This is a genomic window from Achromobacter semiaridum (assembly GCF_053543755.1).
This window is the reverse complement of the sequence record NZ_JBLVOL010000012.1, coordinates 60,771-86,049: the sequence shown is the minus strand read 5'-3', so window position 1 is coordinate 86,049 and position 25,279 is coordinate 60,771. Positions and strand designations below refer to the sequence as shown.

The 25,279-nt window shown below is 65.3% G+C and carries 25 protein-coding genes; 15 read left to right on the top strand and 10 right to left on the bottom strand.

Annotated features, from left to right (window positions below; translation table 11 throughout):
• Nucleotides 1-7: 7 nt before the first annotated feature.
• Nucleotides 8-1,441 (top strand): aminotransferase-like domain-containing protein, encoded by a 1,434-nt coding sequence (locus ACNPP0_RS03505; protein ID WP_448705024.1) that lies wholly within the window; start codon nt 8-10, stop codon nt 1,439-1,441.
• A 17-nt stretch (nt 1,442-1,458) separates the two neighbouring features.
• Here the strand turns inward: ACNPP0_RS03505 and ACNPP0_RS03500 are convergent, their stop codons facing one another.
• Both ACNPP0_RS03500 and ACNPP0_RS03495 read right to left on the bottom strand, forming a co-directional pair.
• Nucleotides 1,459-2,742, bottom strand: coding sequence for a cytochrome c (locus ACNPP0_RS03500; RefSeq protein WP_448705023.1), 1,284 nt, complete (start codon nt 2,740-2,742; stop codon nt 1,459-1,461).
• Between the two features lie 13 nt (nt 2,743-2,755).
• Entirely contained in the window at nt 2,756-3,514 is a 759-nt protein-coding gene (locus ACNPP0_RS03495; protein ID WP_332609681.1) for a c-type cytochrome, read from the bottom strand.
• A 187-nt stretch (nt 3,515-3,701) separates the two neighbouring features.
• Here ACNPP0_RS03495 and rapZ point away from each other — a divergent pair, with 187 nt between their 5' ends.
• Entirely contained in the window at nt 3,702-4,574 is an 873-nt protein-coding gene (gene rapZ / locus ACNPP0_RS03490) for an RNase adapter RapZ (protein WP_046803145.1), read from the top strand.
• Complete coding sequence (locus ACNPP0_RS03485) at nt 4,571-5,533, top strand: septal ring lytic transglycosylase RlpA family protein (RefSeq protein WP_332609680.1); 963 nt, start codon at nt 4,571-4,573, stop codon at nt 5,531-5,533. The genes rapZ and ACNPP0_RS03485 overlap by 4 nt, the downstream gene beginning before the upstream one ends.
• 21 nt (nt 5,534-5,554) lie before the next feature.
• Here ACNPP0_RS03485 and ACNPP0_RS03480 read toward each other — a convergent pair whose 3' ends face one another.
• Together ACNPP0_RS03480 and rsmI are read right to left on the bottom strand one after the other, a co-directional pair.
• Nucleotides 5,555-6,139, bottom strand: coding sequence for a methylated-DNA--[protein]-cysteine S-methyltransferase (locus ACNPP0_RS03480; protein WP_046803072.1), 585 nt, complete (start codon nt 6,137-6,139; stop codon nt 5,555-5,557).
• 4 nt (nt 6,140-6,143) lie between these two features.
• Nucleotides 6,144-7,079 (bottom strand): 16S rRNA (cytidine(1402)-2'-O)-methyltransferase, encoded by a 936-nt coding sequence (gene rsmI / locus ACNPP0_RS03475; protein WP_332609676.1) that lies wholly within the window; start codon nt 7,077-7,079, stop codon nt 6,144-6,146.
• A gap of 65 nt (nt 7,080-7,144) precedes the next feature.
• Between rsmI and ACNPP0_RS03470 the strand changes: the two genes are divergently transcribed.
• The 4 genes from ACNPP0_RS03470 to ACNPP0_RS03455 all read left to right on the top strand — a co-directional run bounded on the left by ACNPP0_RS03470 (nt 7,145) and on the right by ACNPP0_RS03455 (nt 9,611).
• Nucleotides 7,145-7,687 carry a YraN family protein gene (locus ACNPP0_RS03470; protein WP_448705022.1) on the top strand — a complete coding sequence of 181 codons (543 nt, stop codon included), beginning with the start codon at nt 7,145-7,147 and terminating at the stop codon, nt 7,685-7,687.
• A gap of 99 nt (nt 7,688-7,786) precedes the next feature.
• The gene (locus ACNPP0_RS03465) at nt 7,787-8,380 is read left to right on the top strand and encodes a phosphoheptose isomerase (protein WP_006216307.1); all 594 of its coding nucleotides are present in this window, start codon (nt 7,787-7,789) and stop codon (nt 8,378-8,380) included.
• Entirely contained in the window at nt 8,377-9,120 is a 744-nt protein-coding gene (locus ACNPP0_RS03460; protein ID WP_332609674.1) for a BON domain-containing protein, read from the top strand. Before ACNPP0_RS03465 ends, ACNPP0_RS03460 begins: the two co-directional genes overlap by 4 nt.
• On the top strand, nt 9,117-9,611 hold the full coding sequence (locus tag ACNPP0_RS03455) for a peroxiredoxin family protein (RefSeq protein ID WP_046803068.1): 495 nt from the start codon (nt 9,117-9,119) through the stop codon (nt 9,609-9,611). Before ACNPP0_RS03460 ends, ACNPP0_RS03455 begins: the two co-directional genes overlap by 4 nt.
• Nucleotides 9,612-9,774: 163 nt before the next feature.
• On the opposite strand, the gene ACNPP0_RS03450 is transcribed toward ACNPP0_RS03455, so the two are convergent.
• Nucleotides 9,775-10,563 (bottom strand): MetQ/NlpA family ABC transporter substrate-binding protein, encoded by a 789-nt coding sequence (locus tag ACNPP0_RS03450; RefSeq protein ID WP_448705021.1) that lies wholly within the window; start codon nt 10,561-10,563, stop codon nt 9,775-9,777.
• Nucleotides 10,564-10,826: 263 nt separating this feature from the next.
• Here ACNPP0_RS03450 and argB point away from each other — a divergent pair, with 263 nt between their 5' ends.
• The 5 genes from argB to ACNPP0_RS03425 all read left to right on the top strand — a co-directional run bounded on the left by argB (nt 10,827) and on the right by ACNPP0_RS03425 (nt 15,892).
• Nucleotides 10,827-11,729, top strand: coding sequence for an acetylglutamate kinase (gene argB, locus ACNPP0_RS03445; protein WP_006216311.1), 903 nt, complete (start codon nt 10,827-10,829; stop codon nt 11,727-11,729).
• Nucleotides 11,729-12,475 (top strand): pyrimidine 5'-nucleotidase, encoded by a 747-nt coding sequence (locus ACNPP0_RS03440; RefSeq protein ID WP_104142624.1) that lies wholly within the window; start codon nt 11,729-11,731, stop codon nt 12,473-12,475. The genes argB and ACNPP0_RS03440 overlap by 1 nt, the downstream gene beginning before the upstream one ends.
• Before the next feature lie 59 nt (nt 12,476-12,534).
• Nucleotides 12,535-13,110 carry a nucleoid occlusion factor SlmA gene (gene slmA / locus ACNPP0_RS03435; protein ID WP_332609670.1) on the top strand — a complete coding sequence of 192 codons (576 nt, stop codon included), beginning with the start codon at nt 12,535-12,537 and terminating at the stop codon, nt 13,108-13,110.
• Between the two features lie 223 nt (nt 13,111-13,333).
• On the top strand, nt 13,334-14,827 hold the full coding sequence (locus ACNPP0_RS03430; RefSeq protein WP_332609668.1) for a DASS family sodium-coupled anion symporter: 1,494 nt from the start codon (nt 13,334-13,336) through the stop codon (nt 14,825-14,827).
• Nucleotides 14,828-14,839: 12 nt separating this feature from the next.
• Nucleotides 14,840-15,892: an Ldh family oxidoreductase gene (locus ACNPP0_RS03425; protein ID WP_332609667.1), complete on the top strand. Its 1,053-nt coding sequence runs from the start codon at nt 14,840-14,842 to the stop codon at nt 15,890-15,892.
• Nucleotides 15,893-15,967: 75 nt separating this feature from the next.
• Here the strand turns inward: ACNPP0_RS03425 and rodA are convergent, their stop codons facing one another.
• From rodA to ACNPP0_RS03400, 5 genes are all read right to left on the bottom strand, one after another.
• Complete coding sequence (gene rodA / locus ACNPP0_RS03420; RefSeq protein WP_332609666.1) at nt 15,968-17,104, bottom strand: rod shape-determining protein RodA; 1,137 nt, start codon at nt 17,102-17,104, stop codon at nt 15,968-15,970.
• Nucleotides 17,101-19,029, bottom strand: coding sequence for a penicillin-binding protein 2 (gene mrdA / locus ACNPP0_RS03415; protein WP_332609664.1), 1,929 nt, complete (start codon nt 19,027-19,029; stop codon nt 17,101-17,103). The genes rodA and mrdA overlap by 4 nt, the downstream gene beginning before the upstream one ends.
• Nucleotides 19,030-19,044: 15 nt before the next feature.
• Nucleotides 19,045-19,605, bottom strand: coding sequence for a rod shape-determining protein MreD (mreD, locus tag ACNPP0_RS03410; protein WP_006216318.1), 561 nt, complete (start codon nt 19,603-19,605; stop codon nt 19,045-19,047).
• Nucleotides 19,592-20,476 (bottom strand): rod shape-determining protein MreC, encoded by an 885-nt coding sequence (mreC, locus tag ACNPP0_RS03405; RefSeq protein WP_039882480.1) that lies wholly within the window; start codon nt 20,474-20,476, stop codon nt 19,592-19,594. Before mreC ends, mreD begins: the two co-directional genes overlap by 14 nt.
• 84 nt (nt 20,477-20,560) lie before the next feature.
• Nucleotides 20,561-21,604: a rod shape-determining protein gene (locus ACNPP0_RS03400; RefSeq protein WP_006216320.1), complete on the bottom strand. Its 1,044-nt coding sequence runs from the start codon at nt 21,602-21,604 to the stop codon at nt 20,561-20,563.
• A 227-nt stretch (nt 21,605-21,831) separates the two neighbouring features.
• Here ACNPP0_RS03400 and gatC point away from each other — a divergent pair, with 227 nt between their 5' ends.
• The 3 genes from gatC (at nt 21,832) to gatB (ending at nt 25,241) form a co-directional block, all read left to right on the top strand.
• The gene (gene gatC, locus ACNPP0_RS03395) at nt 21,832-22,140 is read left to right on the top strand and encodes an Asp-tRNA(Asn)/Glu-tRNA(Gln) amidotransferase subunit GatC (protein ID WP_046803060.1); all 309 of its coding nucleotides are present in this window, start codon (nt 21,832-21,834) and stop codon (nt 22,138-22,140) included.
• Nucleotides 22,141-22,143: 3 nt separating this feature from the next.
• On the top strand, nt 22,144-23,670 hold the full coding sequence (gatA, locus tag ACNPP0_RS03390; protein WP_448705020.1) for an Asp-tRNA(Asn)/Glu-tRNA(Gln) amidotransferase subunit GatA: 1,527 nt from the start codon (nt 22,144-22,146) through the stop codon (nt 23,668-23,670).
• A gap of 113 nt (nt 23,671-23,783) precedes the next feature.
• Nucleotides 23,784-25,241, top strand: coding sequence for an Asp-tRNA(Asn)/Glu-tRNA(Gln) amidotransferase subunit GatB (gene gatB, locus ACNPP0_RS03385; RefSeq protein WP_046803058.1), 1,458 nt, complete (start codon nt 23,784-23,786; stop codon nt 25,239-25,241).
• The last annotated feature ends 38 nt before the right edge of the window (nt 25,242-25,279 follow it).

The window sequence follows — 25,279 nt, the reverse complement described above, 5'->3', positions numbered from 1 at the left end:
CGGCATCGTGAGCCTGTACGAAACCCTAGCCGACGAGATCGCCAAATCGATCCGAGACGGCGTCATGCGTGTGGGCGACAAGCTGCCCTCGGTACGCGACGCATGCGCGGCGCGCGGGGTCAGCCCGTCCACGGTATTCCAGGCGTACTACCTGCTTGAAGCGCGCGGCCTGATCCGCGCGCAGCCGCGTTCAGGCTATTACGTGCATGCCCCCGCCGAATCCCTGCCGCCTGAACCCGGCACGTCGAACCCGGACGGCGAATCCACCGAGCTTGCCATCAGCGAGCGCATCTTCGACATCCTCGGTTCCGTGCGCAACCGCGACGTGACGCCGTTGGGGTCTGCCTTTCCGTCGCCCCTGCTGTTTCCGCTGCCCCGATTGGCGCAAGCCATGGCCGCACACCTGAAACGCCAGGACCCGCTGGATACCGTCGAAGACCTGAGCCCGGGCAATCCCGGGCTGCGGCGGCAGATCGCCCTACGCTACCTGATCGGCGGCATGAACGTGCCGGCCAGTGACATCGTCGTCACCAATGGCGCGCTGGAAGCGTTGAACCTTTGCCTGCAAGCCGTGACGGAAGTGGGCGACACCGTCATGGTCGAAGCCCCCACGTTCTACGGCGCCTTGCAAGCCCTGGAGCGCCAGGGCCTGAAAGCGTTGGAAGTGCCGACGCATCCGCGCACGGGCGTGGACCTGGACGCCATGGAGGCCGCCATCAAGCGGCACGCGCCCCGTGCCTGCTGGCTGATGACGCAATTCCAGAACCCGCTGGGCAGCCTGATGCCTGACGACAAGAAGCGTCAGCTGGTGGAAATGCTGGCGCGCCACGGCATTCCATTGATCGAAGACGACGTCTACGGCGAGCTCTATTACGGCGCTGCGCGGCCCGTGCCGGCCAAGGCCTACGACACCGAGGGGCTGGTGCTGCATTGCTCGTCTTTTTCGAAATGCCTGGCGCCTGGCTACCGCATCGGCTGGGCATCGGCGGGCCGCTATTCGCGGCGGGTGCAGCGGCTGAAACTATCGTCCACGCTATCCGCGTCGGGCCCCGCACAAGGCGCTATTGCCGAGTATCTTGAGCAAGGCGGATACGACCGCCATCTGCGCCGCTTGCGGCAAACATTGCAGGCACAGCAAGACCGCATGGCCGATGCGATAGCGCATGAATTTCCCGCGGGCACGCGCGTGACGCGTCCGCAGGGCGGCTTCTTTTTGTGGGTAGAGTTGCCGGCGGCGGTGGACGCACTGGCCATGCATCGCGATGCGCTGGCGCGCGGCGTCAGCGTGGCGCCCGGCCCGATTTTTTCAGCCAGCAGCCAATTCGCCAGCGCTTTGCGCTTGAATTACGGCCATCCCTGGGATGCCGCGCACGAAGTTGCCATCCGCGTGCTGGGCGAACTGGCCCGCCAGGCTTGCGCGCGGGCCAGCGAGAAACGATAGACCCGCAGCAATCGGCATCAGTTCAGCGTCGACGCCGCGCGCGCGCGCTTGACGTCCAGCGCGGTCACGCCGCCCGCTTCATTGCCCCAGCTATTTCGGATGTAGGACACCAGCATGGCGATATCACTGTCGTTCAGGATCTGGCCGAACGGCGGCATGCCGTGCGGCCGGGGATTGGCTGCCGTGGCGGGCGCGTACCCGCCATCGAGCACCATGCGGATAACGTTGGTGGGCACGGGCGCCGTCACGGTCGGATTGCCGGCCAATGCCGGCCACGCCGTGCCGCTGCCCTGCCCCTGTGGCTGGTGGCATTGCGCGCATTGCTGGCTGTAGATCTTGCTGCCCAGTTCCATGGCCGCCGGCGCCGCCGCCGATTGCTGACGCGGCGTAGAAGCCGGCGTGGCCGGCAAGGACTTGATGTACACGCCGATAGCCAGCGCATCGTCATCCGTCAGGTGCTGGGTGCTGCCCAACACCACTTCGGCCATCGGGCCGCTGGCGCTGGAATGCGCCGAGATGCCGGTCTTGAGCAACGCGGCGATATCGGCCGCCGTCCAGCGGCCCATGCCGGTCTGCATGTCGTTGGTGAGCGGCGGTGCGTACCAATCCAGCACCGGGATCACGCCACCGGTCAGGGCCTCGGACGTCTTGGTGGCGCCCAGGCGATTGCGGGGGGTATGGCAGGCCGCGCAGTGACCCAGCCCTTCAACCAGATAGCGGCCGCGATTCCATTGCACCGACTGGCCCGGGTCGGCCTCTTGCACGCCGGGCTTGAAATACAACGCGCGCCAGGCAGCCAGAAGCTCGCGCTGGTCGTACGGAAACGCCATGTCGGCCGGCCGATTCGGTTGTTCTACCGGCGCCACGCTACGCAGGTAGGCGTACAAGGCATCGGCGTCGGCGCGGCTGACGCGGGTGTATTCCGTGTAGGGAAACGCGGGATACAGCAAGGTGCCGTCCTTGGACTTTCCGTTGTGCAGCGCCTGCCAGAAATCGTCGGCCGTCCACGAGCCAATGCCCGTCTTGTCGTCGGGCGTGATGTTGGGCCCGTAGACGGTGCCGAACGGCGTCGGTATGGGCGTGCCGCCCGCCAACGCCTTGCCGCCCCGGCTGGTGTGGCAGGCCATGCAGTTGCCCACTTGCGCCAGATAGCGGCCGCGGTCGACCAGCGTGGCCGCGTCGGCCGCGGTGGCGGCGGGTCCCGTGCTGGTGTCCTCGCGCGTACCCAGCCAATACAGGCAGCCCACGGCGACGATCAGCGCGACGAAGACGAAGGTCAGGATTTTCTTGAACAGTTTCATGGTGGCCCCAGGGTCAGCGTTGCGCCTGGCTGCCGCATTGCGCGGGCAAGGTCAGCGAGGCCGCGGCGTCGGGCACATAGGGCTCGATAACGGGTTGCGACGACAGCCACGCCGCCAGGGCGCCGATGTCGGTGGGGGTCAGCTTTTGGGCGATGTCGGCCATGCAATCGGGCGCAGCCGCGCGACGCAGGCCATTCTTCCAGCTGCCGATCTGCGAACCGATATAGTCGCGCGGCAGACCCAGCAAGCCGGGAATGGCGGGCATCAAGCCGCCCAGCGCGGCGCCATGACAGGACGCACAGGCGGGCAAGCCGCGCGCCGCGTCGCCCTGCAAGGCCAGCACGCGGCCGGCTTCCAGCGTGGCGCTGGAGACGTCCGCGCGGATGGGCGGCGGATACGGCACATGCTGCTGCGAGAAATACTGGGCCATCTCGCGCAGATAGTCGTCGGGCAGGCCCACCAGCAGATGCGACATGGGCCGGTACTGGCGGCGCTCATCGCGAAAGTTCAGCAGCTGATGATAGAGGTAGTCCTGAGGCTTGCCGGCCAGACGGGGGTAATAGCCATCGGTGCCGGCCCGGCCCTGCGCGCCGTGGCAGGCCGTACAGGCCGCAACGCGTGCCGCCATGGTGTCGGGGCGCAGCGTGTCCGGCGCTGCCGGCTGGGCCTGTGCAACGCTTGTCGTAAAGACAACAGCGGCGGCCGCGAGCACGCGGAAAATCGCCCTGAACCGCGGCAGTGAAACACTACGAATGGAAATGAGGGCTAACATCTACGTCGAATTCCTATCCCCCGAAAGCATGACGGCGGGGGTGTCGTAAGTGAATCGAACCAGTATCCGACCCGCAAGCTTACGCGACCGGGCAAGAAAGGGTACAGAACCAGATTCCCGAATTGCAGCCATATCAGATGCCATCCCGCCCGCATCGTCCCGGAAAAAGCGTGCCACAATCATGTCCATGTTGAAAGTCGTCCTTGTCACCGGCATCTCAGGTTCAGGCAAATCCGTTGCGCTTCGCATGCTGGAAGACGCCAGCTACACCTGCGTCGATAACCTGCCCGTGCGGTTCCTGACGGAATTCATCGCCAATGCGCGCGACGAAGGCCTGGAACGCGTGGCCGTGGCTATCGACGTGCGCTCGCCCGGCGAACTGGCCGAACTGCCCGATGTGGTGACCGCGCTGCGCGCCATGGGCACCAGCCTGCGCGTGGTTTTCCTGGACGCCAACACCTCGACACTGGTGCAGCGCTATTCCGAATCGCGCCGCCGCCATCCGTTGACCGACCGCCTGCAACGCGGCGGCACGCCGCCGTCGCTGACGGACTGCATCGCGCTTGAACGCGAACTGCTGGCGCCGCTGCGCGAACAAGAACACGTCATCGATACCTCGGACCTGACGCCCGGCCAATTGCGTGCCTGGATCCGCGACCTAATCCAGGCCGACCGCGCACCGCTGGTGCTGACGTTCGAATCCTTCGCCTACAAACGCGGCGTGCCCGGCGACGCCGACCTGGTGTTTGACGTGCGCTGCCTGCCCAACCCCCACTACGATCGCAACCTGCGCCCCTTGACCGGCCGCGACGAACCCGTTGCCACCTGGCTGGCCGGGTACGAGCAGGTGGGGCAGATGATCGACGACATCGCCGGCTTCTTGAACCGCTGGTTGCCGCTCTACACGCAAGACACCCGCAACTACCTGACCGTGGCGATCGGCTGCACGGGCGGCCAGCACCGCTCTGTGTATGTGGTCGAACAGCTGGCGCTGCGTTTTGCCGACCACGACCCCTTGCTGGTGCGCCACCGAAACCAACTGCCCACCGAATCCGCATGACCCTGTCCCGCCCGCTCCACCTGGTCCTGATGTTGCTGCTGGCCATTGCCGTGGCCGGCTGCTCTTCCACCGGAGGTCGCAAGAAGGGCGGCGGGTACTACAAGGATGACGGCCCGGACGCCAATCCGCCGGCAAACCTGGACCAGGTGCCGGATGCGGTGCCGCGTATCGAACCCTATGCCAGCGGCGCGAACCGGCCCTACGTGGTATTCGGCCAGCGCTACGTGCCGGATACCAGCGGCCAGCCGTACAAGCAACGCGGCATTGCGTCGTGGTACGGCAAGAAGTTCCATGGCAATTCCACGTCCATCGGCGAGTCCTACGACATGTACGCCATGACGGCCGCGCACACGACGCTGCCGATTCCCAGCTATGCGCGCGTCACCAGCCTGGTCAACGGCAAAACGATCATCGTGCGTGTGAACGACCGCGGGCCGTTCCACAGCGACCGCATCATGGATCTATCGTACGTGGCGGCCTACAAGCTGGGCATCATCGGGCCGGGTAGCGGTCAGGTCGTGGTCGAGAGCATTCCGCAAGAAGAGATCCGCCGCCTGGCCTCGCAAGGGACGCCCGCCGCGCCCGCACCGGAACCGGCGTCGGCCACCGGCTCGCTGCCGATCCAGGCCCCCGTGTCCGCCGAGCCGGTCGCGTTGACGGCCGAGCCCATTCCCGGCCCCGCGTCCGGTTCAGCCCCGGTACGCCAGGGGCCGGCCGCCGGGCTTGGCAGCGTGTATCTGCAAGTGGGCGCGTTCAGCCAGCCCGGCAATGCGCAGTCGCTGGTGGCCCGCATCAATTCGCAGCTAAGTTCGGCGGGCGCGCCGCCCGCGCAGGTGGAACAATCGAACAACCTGTATCGCGTGCGGATCGGCCCCTATCCCGACCGCCAAAGCGCCTTGAACGCCGTGCCGCTGGTGTCGGACCGCATCGGCATCCTGCCCAGCATCGCTACGCAGTAGACCCGTAAGCCCGGCCGCGCTCTACCAGGGCAGCTCCGCCTGCCCGTCGCAAATCCGCCGAGCCCGCGCGGTGCGGCTGACGTAGCGGTTGCCTTCGTGCGCCAGCAGCGCCTGCTTGCGCGGCAGGCCGCCGCCAAACCCCGTCAATGAGGTATCGGCGCCGATCACCCGGTGGCACGGAATGATGATGATGATGGGATTTCGCCCCACCGCGCCACCGACCGCCTGCGCGCCCTTGGGCCGCCCCACGGTCCGGGCCAGATCGCCATAGCTGGCAAGCTTGCCGAACTCCAGCGCGCACAGCGCGTGCCAGACCTTGTGCTGGAACGTGGTGCCGATGGGGTCCAGCGCCACGTCGAAGCCACGACGCTTACCCGCGAACCATTCGTCCAGCTCGCGCCGCGCCTGCTCCAGAATCGGGTCGGCATCGGCGTGCGTCCAGCCTTCAGAAGACGGCAGTAATTCCTGGTCGGTGAACCAGGCGCCACGCAGGCCCTTGGGGCTGGCGACCAGGCGCAGTTCGCCCAGCGGGGTCTCGATGTCGCGGTACGCAAGCGGCTCAAGCGGGTCGGCCGGCTTGTTCGACACAATGGTTGAATACGCCATGGCTTTACTCCGCCGATTTCTTGCGCGACAGCGCCCGGTTGTACAACACGTCGCGCGCCTGGCCCGTGACCTTGGCGGCGACCCTGGCGGCATCGCGCACGGACATCGATTCCAGCAGCGCGTCCAGCAGCACGTCGGTGCGCGGGTCGGCGTCCTCGTCAATTTCCTGCGCCGCTTCGGCATGGGCGATCAAGACGAACTCGCCTTGCTCGCGATGCGCGTCGGCAGCCAGCCAGGCGGCGGCTTCACCCATCGTCAGCGTGGCGATTTCTTCAAAGCGCTTGGTCAGTTCGCGCGCCACCGTCAGTTGGCGGTCGGGCCCGCAGACTTCCAGCAGATCCGCCAGCGTGGCGGCCAGCCGATGCGGCGATTCGAACATCACCACGGGCGCGGGCAAGGCGCACCAGGACCGTAGCCATCGCTGGCGGGCCACGGCCTTGGGCGGCGGGAAGCCCGCAAAGGCGTAGGCGGGGTTTTCATCGGTGGTGACGCCGCTGCCCATCAGCGCGGCGATGACCGCGCTGGGGCCGGGCACCGGCATCACGGCAAAGCCGGCTTCGCGCACGGCACGCACTACTCGGGCGCCGGGGTCGCTGACCGCGGGCGCGCCCGCATCCGACACCAACGCCACGCGCTGGCCTTGGGCCAGGCGTTCGCAGATGGCTTGGGCGGCGGCGGCCTCGTTGTGGCGGTGCGCGGCCATCAGCGGCGTATTGACGCCCCAGGCGTCCAGCAAGGTGCGGCTGGCGCGCGTGTCTTCAGCGGCGATCACGTCGGCGCGTTGCAGGGCGTGCCACGCCCGCAGCCCCAAGTCGCCCAGGTTGCCGATCGGCGTGGCCACGACGTACAGCGTCGAAGCGGGCCAATGCTGCCCGGCAACGCGATCCGCCACGCGGCTCCAGGCGTCGCCGGTGGGCGGGGGTGAGACATTTTGATTCATTGCAGCCTACTGACACGGGAAACCATGTCAGTGTAGCCGCCAACCCCGCCATCCCAGGAGCCCGCATGACGGACGACACCCTGCGCCTGGCCTGCGATCTGGCGCTAGCTGCACGACACCGCGCGGACAGGCGCCGCCGTCGGGCGGGCTCTCGGCGCCCGGCTGCCGAGCGGCGCGCTGACCGAGGTGTCGACCCGGGCGCCGACCAGCACGGCGGCATGCCCGCAAACACACCGCAGCGCCGCTCGCCCATGCAGCGCAGGGGCGATCAGCACGAAGACACGGCGTTGCGCTGGCTACAGGCGCGTGGCCTGGTGCTGTTGGCGCGCAACCTGTGGACGCGCGCCGGCGAGCTGGATCTGGTGATGCGCGACGGCGGCACGCTGGTCTTTATCGAAGTGCGCGCGCGTGCCCTGTCCCGTTTTGGCGGCGCCGCCGCCAGCATCGGCCCCGCCAAGCAAGCCCGGCTGGCGCGCGCGGCGGCGCACTGGCTGCCCGAACTTGCCCGGCGCCACTTCCAGGGCGTGACGCCGCCCGCCCGCTTTGACGCGGTGGTGTTCGACGCCGGCCGGCCGCAATGGCTGCAAGACGCTTTCTCCCTTCCGTAGACGCAGGCGGCGCCGCCGCGACCCGGGCGGTAACGCCCTGCCGCACAGTCGTTACGCCTGGACAGAACAGCGCGACTGCCGCGTGAGATAATCGCGCCCATGGATATGACCTCTCGTATGACGTCGCACTTTCGCGACGCCATGGCTGCTTGCGAACAAAGTATGAACGTCCTGGCGGAACCGCTGGCAGTGGCGGTCGACGTGCTGTTCGGCGCCCTGGCGAACAATGGCAAGATTCTGGCTTGCGGCAACGGCGGCTCGGCGGCCGACGCGCAGCATTTCATCGCCGAACTGGTGGGCCGCTTCGAACGCGAACGCCTGCCCTTGGCCGGCATCGCGCTTAATACCGACACCTCGATCCTCACCGCCGTCGGCAACGACTACGGCTTTGACGAGATCTACGAACGCCAGGTCAACGCGTTCGGTCAGGCCGGCGACGTGCTGGTCGCGATTTCCACCAGCGGCAATTCGCCCAACGTCGTGCGCGCCATGGAAGCCGCCAGCTCGCGCGAGATGCACGTGCTGGCCCTGACCGGCAAGGGCGGCGGCGTCATGGGGGAACTCATCACGCCGATGGACGTCCATCTATGTGTTCCCAGCGACCGCACCATGCGGATCCAGGAAGTCCATATTCTGCTGCTGCATGCGCTGTGCGACGGCATCGACGCTCTTTTGCTTGGAGACACCGAATGATTTCTGACGTCAGAACCGCAGTTCGCCCCCTGATGCTCGCCGCGGCGCTGTCCACCGCGGCGCTTTCGCTGACGGCCTGCGCCCCCCTGATCGTAGGCGGCGCGGCCGCCACCACGGCGGTCGTGGTCACGGACCGCCGCACTTCCGGTATCCAGCTTGAAGACCAGAACATGGCCTTCAAGGCGCAAAGCCAGATCTCGCAAAAGCTGGGCGACACCGCCCGCGTCAACGCCATGGCCTATGGCGGCCACCTGCTGCTGACGGGCGATGTGCCCACGGAGCAGGCCAAGGCCGAAGCGACCACCATCGCCCAGGGCGTCGAGAACGTCAAACAGGTCATCAACCAATTGAACGTCGGCCCCATCGCCTCGTTCGGCACGCGTTCGAACGACACGTGGCTGACGTCCAAGGTCAAGACCGCGCTGATCAACACCAAGTACGTGCCGTCGGGCACCATCGCCCTGACCACCGATCACAGCGTCGTCTACCTGATGGGCAAGGTCACCCAGGCCGAAGGCGAGTACGCCGCCAACGCCACGGCGGATGTCGGCGGCGTGGCCAAGGTGGTTAAACTGTTCGAGACCATCAGCCGCGAAGAAGCCATCCGGCTGTCCAACAGCAGCACCCGGGACGCCTCCACAGAAACCAAAGCGCCTATTCAAAGCGGCGCCGGCGCAGCACCCAGCGACAACAACGCGGCCGGTAGCAGCAATGGCGTTGAAGCCATGCCCATCAAATGAAAAAAGCCATCGTAGCCCTCGCCGTCCTGGTGGCGGTCGGTATCGGCGCCTGGTTCGTCTGGCGCCCCGCGCAAACGGCCCCCGACGTCTCGTTCACCACGCTGGAAGGCAAAACCTTCTCGATGCAGGACCTGCGCGGCAAAGTCGTGCTGGTCAAGTTCTGGGCGACCAGCTGCGTCACCTGCGTGAAGCAGATGCCGGAAACCATCGCCGCCTATAAGGAATACGCCGCCAAGGGCTACGAGGCCATCGCGGTCGCCATGAACTACGACCCGCCAAATTTCGTCTTGAACTTCGCGGACCAGCGCAAGCTGCCGTTCCCCGTGGCGCTGGACACCAAGGGCGACATCGCGCGCGCCTTTGGCGACATCCGGCTGACGCCCACTGCCTTCCTGATCGACAAGCAGGGGCACATCATCAAGCGCTACCTGGGTGAATACGACGTGGCTGAATTCCACGCCACGGTGGAAAAGGCGCTGGCGGCGGGCTGATTGCCCGGCTCTGCGACCTCCCGGCTTCAATAAAAAACCGCCCACAAGGGCGGTTTTTTATTGGCAGTGATCCATTGGCGATCATTCATATCCGGCCAGCCGGAACCATTCGCCCGGCGGGCAAGCTGGAACCCGGAACGCAACCAGGAGCCGCCTCTCAGGCTTAGAACGCCGGAATGACGGCGCCCTTGTACTTTTCCTGAATGAATTTCTTCACGTCCGCCGAGTGCAGCGCGTCGACCAGCTTCTTGATTCCGGGTGCGTCCTTATTGTCGGAACGCGTGACCAAAATGTTGGCGTAGGGCGAATCGGCGCCTTCGATGAACAGCGCGTCCTTCGTGGGCACCAGGCCGGCTTCCAACGCGTAGTTGGTGTTGATCAGCGCCAGGTCCACGTCGTCCAGCGAACGCGGCAGCATGGCGGCTTCGAGCTCGCGGAATTTCAGCTTCTTGGGGTTGTCCACCACGTCGGCGGCCGTGGCCAGGATGTTGGACGCGTCCTTCAGCTTGATGATGCCCTGCTTTTGCAGCAGCACCAGCGCACGGCCGCCATTGGACGGATCGTTCGGGATGGCGACGGTGGCGCCGTCCTTCAGGTCGGCCAGGCTCTTGATTTTCTTGGAATAACCGCCGAAGGGCTCGACGTGCACCAGCGCGACCGGCACCAGCGTGGCCTTGCGGTCTTTGTTGAACGTGTCCAGATACGGTTTGTGCTGGAAGAAATTGGCGTCCAGCTGCTTGTCTACCAATTGCAGGTTGGGTTGCACGTAGTCGCTGAACACCTTGATGTCCAGCTCGACGCCCTGCTTGGCCAGCTGCGGCTTCACCACTTCCAGGATCTCGGCGTGCGGGACCTGCGTGGCGCCCACCACCACTTTTTCTGCATGGGCAGCGTTGGCCGCCACCAGGAAGGCCGATGCCGCCAGGGCGGCGCGGACGATGTTCAAACGCATGGCTTGCCTCTTTTATGGAAAGAAAATGGGGGCTGATGCCCCGACCGGTGCGGATTTGCCCCCTTTTGCGGAGGCCTCGCGTCTCGAAAACGCCCCAATTTACCTGAATGCCGGTTATTTGTCGGGCATATGGACATGGGTTTTAGGCATATGAAACGCGTGGGTACTACAATCCGTCGTATGCTTGCGCTACCGCGTTTCCAACGCGATGTTGTGCAGGCATTTTTTCTAACCACTCATACTTATTTGCCGACTTAGCTGCCATGACCGACACCCCCGACCCTGCTGCCGTTTCGTCCCCCGCTGTCAAAGCCGCTGTGCTGTCTGAAGCACTGCCGTATATCCGACGATTCCACGGCAAGACCATCGTGGTCAAGTACGGCGGCAACGCCATGACGGAAGAGCGCTTGCAGCGCAGCTTCGCGCACGATGTCGTGCTGCTCAAGCTGGTGGGTCTGAACCCGGTGGTGGTGCACGGCGGCGGTCCGCAGATCGACGACGCGCTGCGCCGCATCGGCAAGCAGGGCACCTTCATCCAGGGCATGCGCGTGACCGACGCCGAGACCATGGAAGTGGTCGAATGGGTGCTGGGCGGCCAGGTCCAGCAAGACATCGTCATGATGATCAACGAGGTCGGCGGCAAGGCCGTGGGCCTGACCGGCAAGGACGGTGGCTTGATCCAGGCTCAGAAAAAACTGATGGCCAACAAGGACAACCCCGCCGAACCCATCGACATCGGCTTCGTGGGCGACATCACGCTGGTTGAACCGGCCGTGGTCAAGGCCCTGCAAGACGACCAGTTCATTCCCGTGATCTCGCCCATCGGCTATGGCGAAGACGGCACCGCCTACAACATCAACGCCGACGTCGTCGCCGGCAAGATGGCCGAAGTGCTGGGCGCTGAAAAGCTGTTGATGCTGACCAACACCCCGGGCGTGCTGGACAAGGCGGGCAAGCTGCTGCGCAGCCTGTCGGCCCAGACCATCGACGAACTCTTCGCCGACGGCACCATCTCGGGCGGCATGCTGCCCAAGATCTCGTCGGCGCTGGATGCCGCCAAGAACGGCGTTAACTCCGTTCACATCGTCGACGGCCGCGTGCCGCACTGCCTGCTGCTCGAAATCCTGACCGACCAAGGCGTGGGCACGATGATCAGCTCGCATTGATGCGAGCTCAACGTCTGCTGTTACGGCCGGCGGTGCGCATGCGCCGCTCGCGCCGCATGGCCACGGGCGTTTCCGAACGCCTGTGGCTGTTTGACCTGGACAACACGCTGCACGACACCTCGCACGCCATCTTCCCGAAGATCGACCTGGGCATGACCATGGCGGTGGCCGAGGCGCTGAACGTGGACGTGGACACCGCCAACGACCTGCGTCGCAAGTATTGGCAGCGTTACGGCGCCACGATGATCGGCATGGTGCGCCACCACGGCGTCAACCCGCACGACTTCCTGCACCGCAGCCACGACTTCGACGTCAACCCGCTGGTGCGTGGCGAAAAGGCGCTGGCCTATAAGTTGCGCCAGTTGCCCGGCCGCAAGGTACTGCTGACCAACGCACCGCTGCGCTACGCGCGGTCCGTGCTGGAACGCCTGGGCATCCTGCGGCAGTTCGACAGCCTGTGGGCCATCGAACATATGCGGCTGCATGGCGAATTCCGGCCCAAGCCGTCGCCCGCGCTGTTGCGCTATGTGCTGGCCCGCGAAGGCGTGCCCGCCCACCGCGCCGTACTGGTCGAAGACACCCTGGCCAACCTGCGCGGCGCGCGCCGCGTCGGCGTGCGTACCGTGCACGTGTATCACCCCGGCACCCCCTTCTCGCGCGGTCGTTCGCATCGTCCGCCCTATGTCGACTTGCGGGTAAACTCCGTCAGTGATTTGTTGTTACGCCGGCGTCCCCTGCGGGGATAGCGGCGCGCTCCTCCCCTCCCCCCCTTCACCGTCAAGCCTGCGCGAGAGCAGTCCCTTCCATGGCGAGCAAACCCGGCGAGCGCAAGACCCAGATTCTGCAGACCCTGGCCGAAATGCTGGAGCAGCCGCACGCATCCCGCATCACCACGGCGGCGCTGGCCGCGCGTCTGCAGGTGTCGGAGGCCGCCTTGTACCGGCACTTCGCCAGCAAGGCGCAGATGTTCGAAGGGCTGATCGAATTCATCGAGACCAGCATCTTCACGCTGGTCAACCAGATTGCCACCGTGGAGCCCTACGGCGTGCCCCAGGCGCACAAGACCGTGGCCATGCTGCTGACGTTCTCCGAACGCAACAAGGGCATGACACGCGTGCTGACCGGCGATGCGCTGGTCACGGAAGACAACCGGCTGCAAGAGCGCATCAACCACATCAATGACCGCATCGAAACGTCGCTGAAGCAGTCGCTGCGCATTGCGATCACCGATGGCGGGCTGCCCCCCGACGCCAATGTGGCCGCGCACGCCAGCCTGCTGACGCATCTGGTGCTGGGACGCTGGCTGCGCTATGCCCAAAGCGGCTGGCGGGTGGCGCCCACGCTGCATCTGGACGAACAACTGCGCCTGGCGCTGGGATGATTGCCGGCGCGGTGCGCCCTGGCGTGCTTGCGGCGCAACACGGCGCGCGAGCATAATGCGCCGGATGGGTTTACTCAAGCCGAAATCCTTATCGGTTTGATCCATATCAATGCGGGTTTTCCTCAATGCCGTCACGATCGTCCTGTAGCGTCGACACATAGAATTGAATAAACCCGTGCTCGCGGGAAGTGTGTCGACGGTTTGACCTCAACCGGAGATGGATATGACCGCGCCAGCCGCCGTCCCTGCCTCGCAGGCACCCCAAAAAGCAAAAATTCCCATCGGACTGATCGCCGGTTTCGTGGTGATGATCGGGGTATTGTTGATGCCCCTGCCCGCCGACCTGCCGGTCGCGGGACACCGCATGCTGGCGATCCTGGCATTCGCCGTGGTGGTCTGGATTACCGAAGCCGTGTCTTACGAAGCCAGCGCGATCATGATCACGACGCTGATGGCTTTCCTGTTGGGCACGGCTCCGACAATCAAAGACCCCAACGTGCTGTACGGCACGTCTGCCGCCATCAGCATGGCGCTGACCGGCTTTGCCAACTCGGCGCTGGCGCTGGTGACCGGCGCCTTGTTCATTGCCGCCGCCATGACCTTTACCGGGCTGGACCGGCGCATTGCGCTGGTCACGCTGTCGCGGGTGGGCACCAGCACGCGGCGAATCCTGATCGGATGTATCGCCGTGACGATCGTGCTGAGCCTGGTGGTGCCCAGCGCCACCGCGCGCAGCGCCGCCGTGGTGCCGATCATGATGGGCGTCATCGCCGCGTTCGGCGTGGACAAGCGCTCCAACATCGCCGCCGGCATCATGATCATCGTGGCGCAGGCCACCAGCATCTGGAACGTGGGCATCCAGACCGCCGCCGCGCAAAACCTGCTGACGGTCGGCTTCATGGAAAAGATGTTGGGCGAACGCGTGGCGTGGTCGGACTGGCTGATCGCGGGCGCACCGTGGTCGCTGATCATGTCGGCCGTGCTGATCGTGGTGGTGCTCAAGTTGCTGCCGCCGGAAAGCGACAGCATCGCCGGGGGCAAGGAAGCCGTCGAAAAGTCGCTGATTGAACTGGGCCCGATGACCGGCGCGCAAAAGCGCCTGATGGCCGTGTCGATCATGCTGCTGCTGTTCTGGTCAACCGAAGGCAAGCTGCACAAGTTCGACACCACGTCGACCACCTACTTCGGCTTGGTTCTGTTGATGCTGCCGCGCTTTGGCGTGATGACGTGGAAGGACGTGCAATCGCGTATCCCATGGGGCACCGTGATCGTGTTCGGCGTGGGCATCAGCCTGGGCACTGCCCTGTTGACGACGCAAGCCGGCCAATGGCTGGGCAACCAGGTCGTGGCGCACACCGGGCTGGATCACCTGGGTCCGCTCGCCATCTTCGCCGTGCTGGCCGCCTTCCTGATCGTCATCCACCTGGGTTTTGCCAGCGCCACCGCGCTGACGTCGGCCATGCTGCCCATCCTGATTTCGGTGCTGGCCACGCTGCCGGGCGATTTCAGCCGGCTGGGCATGACGATGCTGCTGGGTTTTGTCGTCAGCTATGGCTTCATCCTGCCGATCAACGCGCCGCAGAACATGGTGTGCCTGGGTACGGAAACCTTCAACGCCAAGCAATTCGCCAAGGTCGGCATCATCGTCACCATCGTGGGCTACCTGCTGATGCTGCTGATGGGCATGACCTACTGGCGCTGGCTTGGCTGGCTGTAAGGAGTGCGCATCATGAAACTCTCTTTAGCCCAAGCCAATGAATACGGCCGCCGCGTGCTGATGGCGCAAGGCGTGCCGGAAGATATCGCGCGCGACGTGGCCGAACACCTGGTGGAGTCCGACCGCGTCGGCTACACCAGCCACGGCCTGTCCATCCTGACGAACTACCGCCGCGTGCTGTCCGAAGGACTGGCGCGGGCCGACGGCCGGCCCGAGCTGGTCAATGACCGTGGCGCCATGCTGGCCTACGACGGCCATCACGGCCTGGGTCAGTACGTGGGCAAGGTCGTCATCGAAAAGGCCATCGAACGCACGCAGGAACACGGGCAATGCATCGTGACGCTGCGCCATAGCCATCACCTGGGCCGCATGGGCCACTTCGGCGAAATGGTGGCTGCACAAGGCCTGGTCCTGCTGGCCTTCACCAACGTGATCAACCGCTCGCCCACCGTGGCGCCCTTCGGCGGCGCGCAGGCGTGCCTGACGACCAACCCGCTGTGCTTTGCCGGCCCGCTGCCCGGCGGCCGCCCGCCGTTCATCGTGGACATGGCGACCAGTTCAATCGCCGTGAACCGCGCGCGCGTGCTGGCGGCCAAGGGCGAAAAGGCCCCACCCGGGTGCTTGATCGATGCCGAGGGCAACCCCACGACGGACCCGAATGCCTTGTTCGCCGACCCGCCGGGCGCCCTGCTGCCGTTCGGCGGACACAAGGGTTATGCGCTGGGCCTCGTGGCCGAGTTGCTGGCGGGCGTGCTGTCCGGCGGCGGCACGATCCAGCCGCAGCACCCGCGCATTGGCGTGGCGACGAACAATATGTTCGCGCTACTGCTGGACCCCCAGGTGGATTTCAATACCGACTGGCGGTCGATGGAAGTCGGCGCGTTCATTGATTACCTGCACGCCTGCAAGCCGCAACCCGGCGTGGAAAGCGTGCAGTATCCGGGCGAGTACGAGGCGCGCAACCGCGCCGTCAATGCGGATTCAATCGAGTTCGACAGCCGTATCTGGGACGGGCTGACGACGCTGGCGGTTGAGCTGGGCGTGCCGGACGCATTGCCCGGCTAAGCGGAACAGGCGCGTTGCCGCAGGCCGGGCAGCGCGCCTTGCTCCGATATCGGATCCGGCCTCAGGCCTCAGGCCTTAGGCCTTCACCGAACGATGCCGGCTGATGCTCATCATGATGCCGAACGCGATGCCCATGGTGAACAACGCCGTCCCGCCGTAACTCATGAATGGCAAGGGCACCCCCACCACGGGCAGGATGCCCGTGACCATTCCGACGTTCACGAACACATAGATGAACAGCATCATTGTCAGGGCGCCGGCCAGCAGCCGCCCGAACTGTGACGCGGCCCGCGACGCGATCGTCAGCCCGCGCGCCATCATCAGGCCGTACAGCACCAGGATGGCAATGCCGCCGTACAAGCCGAATTCCTCGGCGTAGACGGCGAAGATGAAGTCGGTGGTGCGCTCGGGGATGAAGTCCAGGTGGGTCTGCGTGCCCTTCATGTAGCCCTTGCCATACACGCCGCCCGAGCCCACCGCGATCATGGACTGGATAGTGTGAAAGCCCTTGCCCAATGGGTCCGAGCTGGGGTTCAGCAGCGTACACACGCGGTGCTTTTGATAATCGTGCAGCACCACCCAGCTTACATCCGGCTCGCACAGCTGATCTTCGTAATACACCAGCGTGCCGATCGCAATGATGCCGGCCAGCATCACGGGCACCAGCAGCTTGAACGACAGCCCCGCAAAATAGATGACGAAGAAACCCGCGCCGAACACCAACAGCGCGGTGCCCAGGTCGGGTTGCAGCACAATCAGCCCGAACGGCGCGGCCAGCATCGCGGCAGCGGCCAGAAAGTCACGGATGCGCACAGCGCCTTCGTGGCGCTGGAAATACCAGGCCAGCATCATCGGCACGGCAATCTTCATCATCTCGGACGGCTGGATGCGGGTCACGCCCAGGTTCAGCCAGCGCGTTGCACCCTTGCTGGTTTCACCAAAGAACTCCACACCCAACAGCAGCACCACGCCCACGACGTAGAAGGGCAACGCCAGCTTCATCAGCCATTTGGGCGGAATCAAGGCCATGATCCACATCGCGAAGAACGCGATGACAAAGTTGCGCGACTGCTCGGCGAACCGCCAGTCCGTGCCGCCCACGGCCGAATGCATGACGGTCAGGCCCAGCGCCGCGAACATCATCAGGATGGCCAGCAGCGGCCAGTCGAACGCCGTGAAGACGCGTAGCAGGATAAGGCCCAGGCGCTTCATTGTTGGCGCACCACGTCAGAAGTAATGGTTTCAACCGAGGCCAGCGGGTCGGCGCGCTCGGGGCGCACGATCTTGTCCTGGCGGTCCTTGGCCAGCCAATAATCGAACACCTTGCGCGCGACCGGTGCGGCCACGCTGGCGCCCCAGCCGGCGTTCTCGACGATCAGCGACAGGGCGATGCGCGGGTGTTCCAGCGGTGCGAATCCCATGAACAGCGCGTGGTCGCGCAGGCGTTCATCAATGGCGCTGGCGCGGTAATGGCCGCCACGCAGGCTGAACACCTGCGCGGTGCCCGTCTTGCCGGCCGCTTGGTACGGCGCATTGGCAAACGCGCGGCGTGCGGTGCCCGCCCGCACCACGTCCGCCATGGCATTCTTGATGACATCCACATTGGCCTGCTTGAGCGGAATACGGTAGTCAGGCGTGGACTCGGTGGGTTTGGCCACACCGCTGCGCGGGTCGCGCACCGCGTGCACCAGGTGCGGCCGACGAAACAACCCGTTGTTGGCCAACGTGGACGTACCTTGCGCCAGTTGCAACAAGGTGAACGCGTTATAGCCCTGGCCCACCGCAACCGAAATGGTTTCGCCCGCGTACCAGCGCTGACGGTCCTTGTCTTTGTAGGCCGCGCGCTTCCAGTCGGTGGACGGCAGCACGCCGCGCTTTTCGCCTTCCAGATCGATGCCGGTGATCTGGCCAAAGCCGAACTGCTTGGTGAAGTCGTGCAGCGCGTTCACGCCGATCTCGGGGCCCAGCGAATAGAAATACGTGTCGGACGACACCACGATGGCCTTGTGCATGTCGGTCATGCCGTAGGCCGCGCCGCCCGCGTTGCGGAATTTCTGTCCGCCGAATTCGAAGTAACCAGGGTCCGAGATGCGATCCGTGGCGCGGCGCTTGCCCAGTTCCAGCGCGGCCAGGCCCACGAAGGGCTTGTAGGTCGACCCGATGGGGTAAGTGCCGTACAGCGGGCGGTTGATCAGCGGGTGGTCGGGCGATTCGTTCAGCATGCGCCAGTTGTCCACGTCGATGCCGTCCACGAACAGGTTCGGGTCGAACGACGGCTGCGACACAAAGGCCAGCACTTCGCCCGTGTCGGGGTCGATGGCCACCAGCGCGCCGCGCTGTCCTTCAAACGCTTCCTCGGCCACCTTCTGCAGGCCCAGGTCAATGGACAGCATGATGTCGGACCCGGGCACCGGGTCGATGCGCCGCAGCGTGCGCATCGGCCGGCCGCCCGCCGTGACTTCCACTTCTTCAAGCCCGGTGCGGCCGTGCAGCTGCTCTTCCCAGGTTTTCTCGATGCCTTTCTTGCCGATGACGTCGGTGCCGCGGTAGTTGCCCAGTTGCCCGGCGCGTTCCAGCTCTTCGTTGTCGCCTTCGGCAATGCGGCCGATGTAGCCCACCACGTGGGCGGCCGACACGCCTTGCGGATATTCGCGCACCCAGCGCGCGCGCAACTCCACGCCCGGAAACTGGAAGGCGTGCGCGGCGAACCAGGCGGCTTCGGTTTCGTTCAGGTTGTTGCGCAGTTGCAGGCTGGCGTAGCGGCTGGATTCGGCGGCGCGGCGCTTGAAGCGGCGCTGGTCCGTCGGGCTGATGTAGACCACTTCGGTCAGTCGTTCGAACAATTCGTTCATGTTGCCGGCGTGAGCGGGCACGACTTCCAACGTGTAGGTGCGGTAGTTGCGCGCCAGCACTTCACCGTTACGGTCCAGGATCTCGCCGCGCCTGGGCGGAATCGGCACCACGGCGATGCGGTTGCGATCGGCGCGTTCGGACAGGCCTTCGTAGCGATCCACCTGCAAATACCAGAACCGGCCCACCAGCACGCCAAAGCACAGCAAGGCGAACACGCCGCCCACCCACGCGCGCAGGCGGAAGCGCTGCTTTTGCTGCTGGCCGGTTTTCTTGAATTCAAACATGACGCGACGCCGCCATCAGGCGGAGGAAGATTCGGCGTCGTCGGCACCGCGCTGCGGCAGGTGCAGGACCCAACCCGCCAACGGCCACAGGGCAGCCGTGATGGCCACGCTGATGCACCAATCCCAGCCCGGCCACTTGCCCGCGACCCAGGCATGGATGATCTGCGTAAGGAAGCGCGCCACGAAGAACACAGGCAGCATGTGCATCGCCTGGCTCCAGAGATCGAACCGTTGCAGCCGGCGATGCAGCACCACGGCGCCATAGGCGACCAGCGTGTAGGACAACGCGTGTTCGCCCAGCATGCCGGCGTCGTGCACGTCCATCAGCAAGCCGAAGAAAAACGCCGTGAACAGGCCGACGCGGCGCGGCTCATGCACGCACCAGAAGGCGATGATCAGCAGCAGCACGTCCGGCGCGCCCTGCCAAAGCCGCCACGGCAGCAACGACACCAGCCACACCAGCAGTACCGTGCCCCACACGAACACGCCGTGCGCCGGACCGGACAGCCGGTCGGGGTGCACGTTGCTGGGCGTACCCAGGCGGCGCCTGGGTTGCGAAGAATTAGTCCGATCCACCGGAATCGACCTCCTGACGGTTGGACTCGGCGCGCGCCACATCCACCTGCAAGACCAGGAAGTGGCGATAGCGTTCGGGATGGGCCAGCGGTTCACACACGGCGCGAGCGAAACCGGAGGCGGTGTCGCGTTCGACCGAGGTCACTTTGGCCACGGGAAGTCCGGCGGGGAACAAGCCGCCCACGCCGCTGGTGACGATAGTATCGCCTTCCTTGATGTCGGCATTGGCGGCAAGGTAACGAACTTCCATCTTGCCGGGCGAATTGCCGCCGAACGCAATCAGGCGCAAGCCATTGCGCAGCAGCTGCACGGGGATAGACACCTGCTCGTCGGTGACCAACGCGGCTTCGGCCGTCATCGGCGTTACGCGCACGATCTGGCCGACCACGCCGCCTTCGTCGATCACCGGCATGCCCGGCGCCAGGCCGGCCTTGCTGCCCTTGTTGAACACCAGCCGCTGCGTGAACGCATTGGTGGGTTCGTACATGACTTCGACCACCACGGCCGATTGCGCCACGGTATCGGTCACGCCAAGCAGGCGGCGTAATTGGGCGTTTTCGGCGGCCAACTGGGCAGCGTGCGACGCCACCTGGGCCAGCTCGATGCGCTGACGCTGCAAGGCTTCGTTTTCACTACGGATAAGATTGGCCGCGTTGACCCATTCGTTGACCTGTTGGACCAGGTCACGCGGCGCCATGACGGCGCGCTGGAAGGGGTAAAGCGCCACGGCGATCGTACGGCGCGCCGGTTCAAGCATGCGCCATTGCGAATCGATGATGATCAGGGCCAACGCCAGGACGACCAGGACGACCAGCCGCACCTCCGCGGGTGGGCCGCGCCTGAATAAAGGGGGGGTCCCTTGTCGTTGCATGAATCTCAGCCCGGGCGCCCGCGTCCGAAGCCCCCGCAGCGGCCGGAGCCGAAAAAAAGCGGGGCTCCGGGCTGGCGGGCGGTATTAATCGTTGATGAAGATGGCGCCCAGTTTCTCAAGGTGTTCCAGCGCTTCGCCGCAACCGCGCACGACGCAGGTCAGGGGATCGTCGGCCACCACGACGGGCAAGCCGGTTTCTTCCTGGAGCAGGCGATCCAGGTCGCGCAGCAGCGCGCCGCCACCGGTCAAGGCGATGCCCTTGTCGGTGATGTCGGCGCCCAGTTCCGGCGGGGTCTGCTCAAGCGCGATTTTCACCGCGGACACGATCTGGTTCAGCGGGTCGGTCAGCGATTCCAGGATCTCGTTGGACGAGACCGTGAAGCTGCGCGGCACACCTTCGGCCAGATTGCGGCCCTTGACTTCGATTTCGCGGACTTCGGAACCCGGAAATGCCGAGCCGATTTCCTTCTTGATCAGTTCAGCCGTGGGTTCGCCGATCAGCATGCCGTAGTTGCGGCGGATGTAGTTGACGATGGCTTCGTCGAACTTGTCGCCGCCCACGCGCACCGAACCCTTGTAGACCATGCCGCCCAGCGAGATGACCGCCACCTCGGTGGTGCCGCCGCCGATGTCGACGACCATGGAGCCGCTGGCGTCGGACACGGCCAGGCCGGCGCCGATGGCCGCGGCCATGGGTTCTTCGATCAGGAACACGTGCGAAGCGCCCGCGCCCAACGCCGATTCACGGATGGCGCGACGTTCGACCTGGGTGGAACCGCAAGGCACGCAGACGATGATCCGCGGGCTGGGAGCCAGCATGTTGCGGGGGTGCACCATGCGAATAAACTGTTTGAGCATCTGTTCGGTGACCGTGAAGTCGGCGATAACGCCGTCCTTCATGGGCCGAATGGCCTCAATATTGCCGGGAACTCGGCCGAGCATCTGCTTGGCTTCGTGGCCGACGGCCTGGATGATCTTTTTGCCGTGAGGCCCGCCTTCATGACGGATTGCGACCACGGAGGGCTCATCGAGCACGATGCCCTTGCCGCGGACGTAAATCAGCGTATTGGCGGTACCGAGGTCAATCGCCATATCGCTGGAAAAATAACTGCGCAGGAATCCGAACATGGGAGCTCAGCTAAATTCTGGGGGGAATTGGGTTCATGCCATGGGGCGTTTGGCCCGAAAAAGGTCGGGTCCGCCTGTCATCACGGCGATTAAACCGTGAATCATAACTTATAATTTCACCGGAAATAGCGCATAAATGCAGGCTATTCAAGCTTTGTAACGGGATCGGCGCATACATACTGCCCGGTCCCGCCCTTCGGCCTTCGCTTATCGATTTTGCAATCCCTATGGCGCTCAATGACACAGATGTGGCCCGCATTGCCCGGCTGGCCAGAATCGAACTGACCCCCGACCAGCGCACCCTTGCGCAGGCCGAACTCAACGGCATTCTCCACTTGATCGAACGGCTTCAGTCGGTCGACACCCAAGGCGTCGAACCGCTGGCCCACCCCCTGTCCGCCCATGAGGACATCGTGCTGCGCCTGCGTGAAGACGCCGTGACCGAGGCCAGCTCGGAAACACGCCGCGAGGCGCTGCTGGCCAACGCCCCCGACGCCCAGGAAGGCTTGTTCCTGGTCCCCAAAGTCCTCGATTAAGCCATGACAAAACCCGCCTTGCATACCCAATTCGAGGGGATCGCCGCCTTGCGCGCGGCCCTCGCCCAACGCCAGGTCAGCGCCGTCGAACTGGCGCAAAGCGCCCTGGCGGCCGCCGATGCGGCCAGCGGCCTGAATTGCTTTTTACATATTGACGCTGAATTGACGCTGGCCCAGGCGCGCGCCGCCGACGCCGCATTGGCCGCGGGTTCGGCCGGCCCCTTGGCCGGCGTTCCCATCGCCCACAAAGACGCGTTCGTGACCCGTGGCTGGCGCACCACCGCCGGCAGCAAAATGCTGGACGGCTACGTCAGCCCGTTCGACGCCACCGTGGTCGAACGCCTGGGTACGGCGGGCGCCGTGTCCATCGGCAAGCTCAACTGCGACGAATTCGCCATGGGTTCCGGCAACGAGAACTCGGCGTACGGCGTGGTGAAAAACCCCTGGGACCACGCGGCCGTGCCGGGTGGTTCGTCCGGTGGCTCGGCCGCTGCGGTGGCCGCGCGATTGGTGGCGGCCACCACCGGCACCGACACCGGCGGTTCGGTGCGCCAGCCCGCCGCGCTGTGCGGCGTCAGCGGCATCAAACCCACGTACGGCACCGTGTCGCGCTACGGCATGGTGGCGTTCGGCTCCAGCCTGGACCAGGCCGGCCCGCTGGCGCAAAGCAGCCGCGACCTGCTTGAGCTGCTGGATGTCATCAGCGGCTTCGATCCGCGCGATGCCACCAGCCTTGAAAAATGCGATGGCGCCGTCAACGAGCCGGGCCGCGTGCGCCGCGACTTCGACGCCGCGCAAACCGCGTTCGACGGCGCCGGCAGCCAGCCGCTGAAAGGCCTGCGCATTGGCGTGCCTGAAGAATATTTCGGCGCCGGCCTGGCAGCCGACGTGGCCGCCGCGGTGGAAGCCGCGCTGGCGCAGTTCGAAGCGCTGGGCGCCGTTCGCGTGCCCGTGTCGCTGCCGCGCACCGAATTGGCCATTCCGGCCTATTACGTCATTGCCCCGGCGGAAGCGTCCAGCAACCTGGCGCGCTACGACGGCGTGCGCTACGGCCACCGCACCGAGCAGTATGGCGACCTGAACGAGATGATCAGCCGCTCGCGCGCCGAAGGCTTCGGCGACGAGGTCAGGCGCCGCATCCTGATCGGCACTTACGTGCTGTCGCACGGCTACTACGACGCCTACTACCTGCAAGCGCAACGCCTGCGCCGCCTGATCGCGCAGGATTTCCAGCGCGCTTACGCAGGCCAGTGCGACGTCATCATGGGCCCGGTCACGCCGTCGGTCGCCAAGAACATCGGCGACAACCGCGACGACCCCACCGCCGACTGGCTGGCCGACGTCTACACGCTGGGCGTGAGCCTGGCCGGCTTGCCCGCCATGTCGATTCCGTGCGGGTTTGGCGGCGACAACGGCAAGCGTCCCGTGGGCTTGCAGATCATCGGCAATTACTTTGACGAAGGCAGGCTGCTGGCCATCGCCGACCGCTACCAACAAGTGACGGACTGGCACAAGCGGTCCCCGCTGTGATGATGCCCCCACGCCTCCTGCGCCCGAGGCTCCCGAAAGGGGCTGCCGGCGCCTGGGGCGGCCCGGGGCCGCTGGCATCGCAGCCGCGGCTCTACTGATTGGAACTACAGATAATGAACTGGGAAATCGTCATCGGCCTGGAAACGCACACCCAGCTTTCCACCGACTCCAAGATTTTTTCGGGCAGCAGCACGCAATTCGGCGCGGCGCCCAACACGCATGCCAACGAGGTCGACCTGGCGTTGCCGGGCAGCCTGCCGGTCATGAATCGGGGCGCGGCTGAACGCGCCATTCGCTTCGGCCTGGCGGTGGGCGCGACCATCGCGCCGCGCTCGGTCTTTGCGCGCAAGAACTACTTCTACCCCGACCTGCCCAAGGGCTATCAGATCAGCCAGTACGAATTGCCCGTCGTGGTGGGTGGCTCGCTGTCGTTCTTCGTCGGCGAAGAAGAAAAAACCATCAACCTGACGCGCGCGCATCTGGAAGAAGACGCCGGCAAATCGCTGCACGACGACTTCACGCTGGCCAACGGTTCGCCCGCCAGCGGCATCGACCTGAACCGCGCCGGCACCCCGCTGCTGGAAATCGTGACCGAGCCCGAAATGCGCTCGGCGGCCGAAGCCGTGGCCTACGCGCGCGCGCTGCACAGCCTGGTTGTCTGGCTGGGCATTTGCGACGGCAACATGCAGGAAGGCTCGTTCCGCTGTGACGCCAACGTGTCCGTGCGCCCGGTTGGCCAGAAAGAGTTCGGCACCCGCACCGAGATCAAGAACGTCAACTCGTTCCGCTTCCTGGAACGCGCCATCGTCTACGAAGCGCGCCGCCAGATCGAACTGATCGAGGACGGTGGCACGGTGGTGCAGGAAACGCGCCTGTACGATGCCGACCGCGACGAAACGCGCAGCATGCGCAGCAAGGAAGACGCGCACGATTACCGCTACTTCCCCGACCCCGACCTGCCCACGCTGGTGATCTCCAGCGCCTGGGTGGATGAGGTGCGCGCCGCCATGCCCGAACTGCCGGCCGCCCAGCGCGCCCGCTTCGAATCGGAATACGGCCTGCCCGCCTACGATGCCGCCCAGCTGACCGTCAGCCGCGATCTGGCCGCGTACTTCCAGGCAGTGGCCAACGCCCTGCCGGCCGGCCAGGCCAAGCTGGCCGCGAACTGGGTCATGGGTGAAGTGTCCGCCGCCTTGAACAAGGACGAAAAGACCATCGCCGAATCGCCGGTGCAAGCGCCGGCGCTGGCGGCACTGATCAGCCGCATCATCGACGGCACGATCTCCAACAAAATCGCCCGCGAAGTCTTCGGCGCCATGTGGGCCGGCGAGAACGGCGGCGACGCGGACGCCATCATCGACGCTCGCGGCCTGAAGCAGATCAGCGACACGGGCGCCATTGGCGCCATGATCGACGAAGTGCTGGCCGCCAACCCGGCCATCGTGGAAGAGTACCGGGCGGGCAAGCAAAAGGCGTTCAACTCGCTGGTGGGCCAGATCATGAAGGCCGCGCGCGGCAAGGCCAACCCGCAGCAAGTAAACGACCTGCTCAAGGAAAAGCTGGGCGGCTGATACCCATACAGGGATCAGCCCTGCAAAAGGGCGCGGCG

What these genes read in the sequence shown, in the direction of transcription:
- ACNPP0_RS03465 (WP_006216307.1), top strand. Translation starts at nt 7,787, where the DNA reads ATGGATATGACCTCTCGTATGACGTCGCACTTTCGCGACGCCATGGCT.
- rapZ (WP_046803145.1), top strand. Translation starts at nt 3,702, where the DNA reads ATGTTGAAAGTCGTCCTTGTCACCGGCATCTCAGGTTCAGGCAAATCC.
- gatC (WP_046803060.1), top strand. Translation starts at nt 21,832, where the DNA reads ATGGCGCTCAATGACACAGATGTGGCCCGCATTGCCCGGCTGGCCAGA.
- ACNPP0_RS03440 (WP_104142624.1), top strand. Translation starts at nt 11,729, where the DNA reads ATGCGAGCTCAACGTCTGCTGTTACGGCCGGCGGTGCGCATGCGCCGC.
- rodA (WP_332609666.1), bottom strand. Translation starts at nt 17,104, where the DNA reads ATGAAGCGCCTGGGCCTTATCCTGCTACGCGTCTTCACGGCGTTCGAC.
- rsmI (WP_332609676.1), bottom strand. Translation starts at nt 7,079, where the DNA reads ATGAATCAAAATGTCTCACCCCCGCCCACCGGCGACGCCTGGAGCCGC.
- ACNPP0_RS03425 (WP_332609667.1), top strand. Translation starts at nt 14,840, where the DNA reads ATGAAACTCTCTTTAGCCCAAGCCAATGAATACGGCCGCCGCGTGCTG.
- mreC (WP_039882480.1), bottom strand. Translation starts at nt 20,476, where the DNA reads ATGCAACGACAAGGGACCCCCCCTTTATTCAGGCGCGGCCCACCCGCG.
- ACNPP0_RS03460 (WP_332609674.1), top strand. Translation starts at nt 8,377, where the DNA reads ATGATTTCTGACGTCAGAACCGCAGTTCGCCCCCTGATGCTCGCCGCG.
- ACNPP0_RS03480 (WP_046803072.1), bottom strand. Translation starts at nt 6,139, where the DNA reads ATGGCGTATTCAACCATTGTGTCGAACAAGCCGGCCGACCCGCTTGAG.
- ACNPP0_RS03400 (WP_006216320.1), bottom strand. Translation starts at nt 21,604, where the DNA reads ATGTTCGGATTCCTGCGCAGTTATTTTTCCAGCGATATGGCGATTGAC.
- ACNPP0_RS03470 (WP_448705022.1), top strand. Translation starts at nt 7,145, where the DNA reads ATGACGGACGACACCCTGCGCCTGGCCTGCGATCTGGCGCTAGCTGCA.
- slmA (WP_332609670.1), top strand. Translation starts at nt 12,535, where the DNA reads ATGGCGAGCAAACCCGGCGAGCGCAAGACCCAGATTCTGCAGACCCTG.
- ACNPP0_RS03495 (WP_332609681.1), bottom strand. Translation starts at nt 3,514, where the DNA reads ATGTTAGCCCTCATTTCCATTCGTAGTGTTTCACTGCCGCGGTTCAGG.
- ACNPP0_RS03455 (WP_046803068.1), top strand. Translation starts at nt 9,117, where the DNA reads ATGAAAAAAGCCATCGTAGCCCTCGCCGTCCTGGTGGCGGTCGGTATC.
- argB (WP_006216311.1), top strand. Translation starts at nt 10,827, where the DNA reads ATGACCGACACCCCCGACCCTGCTGCCGTTTCGTCCCCCGCTGTCAAA.
- gatB (WP_046803058.1), top strand. Translation starts at nt 23,784, where the DNA reads ATGAACTGGGAAATCGTCATCGGCCTGGAAACGCACACCCAGCTTTCC.
- ACNPP0_RS03500 (WP_448705023.1), bottom strand. Translation starts at nt 2,742, where the DNA reads ATGAAACTGTTCAAGAAAATCCTGACCTTCGTCTTCGTCGCGCTGATC.
- ACNPP0_RS03450 (WP_448705021.1), bottom strand. Translation starts at nt 10,563, where the DNA reads ATGCGTTTGAACATCGTCCGCGCCGCCCTGGCGGCATCGGCCTTCCTG.
- ACNPP0_RS03430 (WP_332609668.1), top strand. Translation starts at nt 13,334, where the DNA reads ATGACCGCGCCAGCCGCCGTCCCTGCCTCGCAGGCACCCCAAAAAGCA.
- ACNPP0_RS03485 (WP_332609680.1), top strand. Translation starts at nt 4,571, where the DNA reads ATGACCCTGTCCCGCCCGCTCCACCTGGTCCTGATGTTGCTGCTGGCC.
- gatA (WP_448705020.1), top strand. Translation starts at nt 22,144, where the DNA reads ATGACAAAACCCGCCTTGCATACCCAATTCGAGGGGATCGCCGCCTTG.
- mrdA (WP_332609664.1), bottom strand. Translation starts at nt 19,029, where the DNA reads ATGTTTGAATTCAAGAAAACCGGCCAGCAGCAAAAGCAGCGCTTCCGC.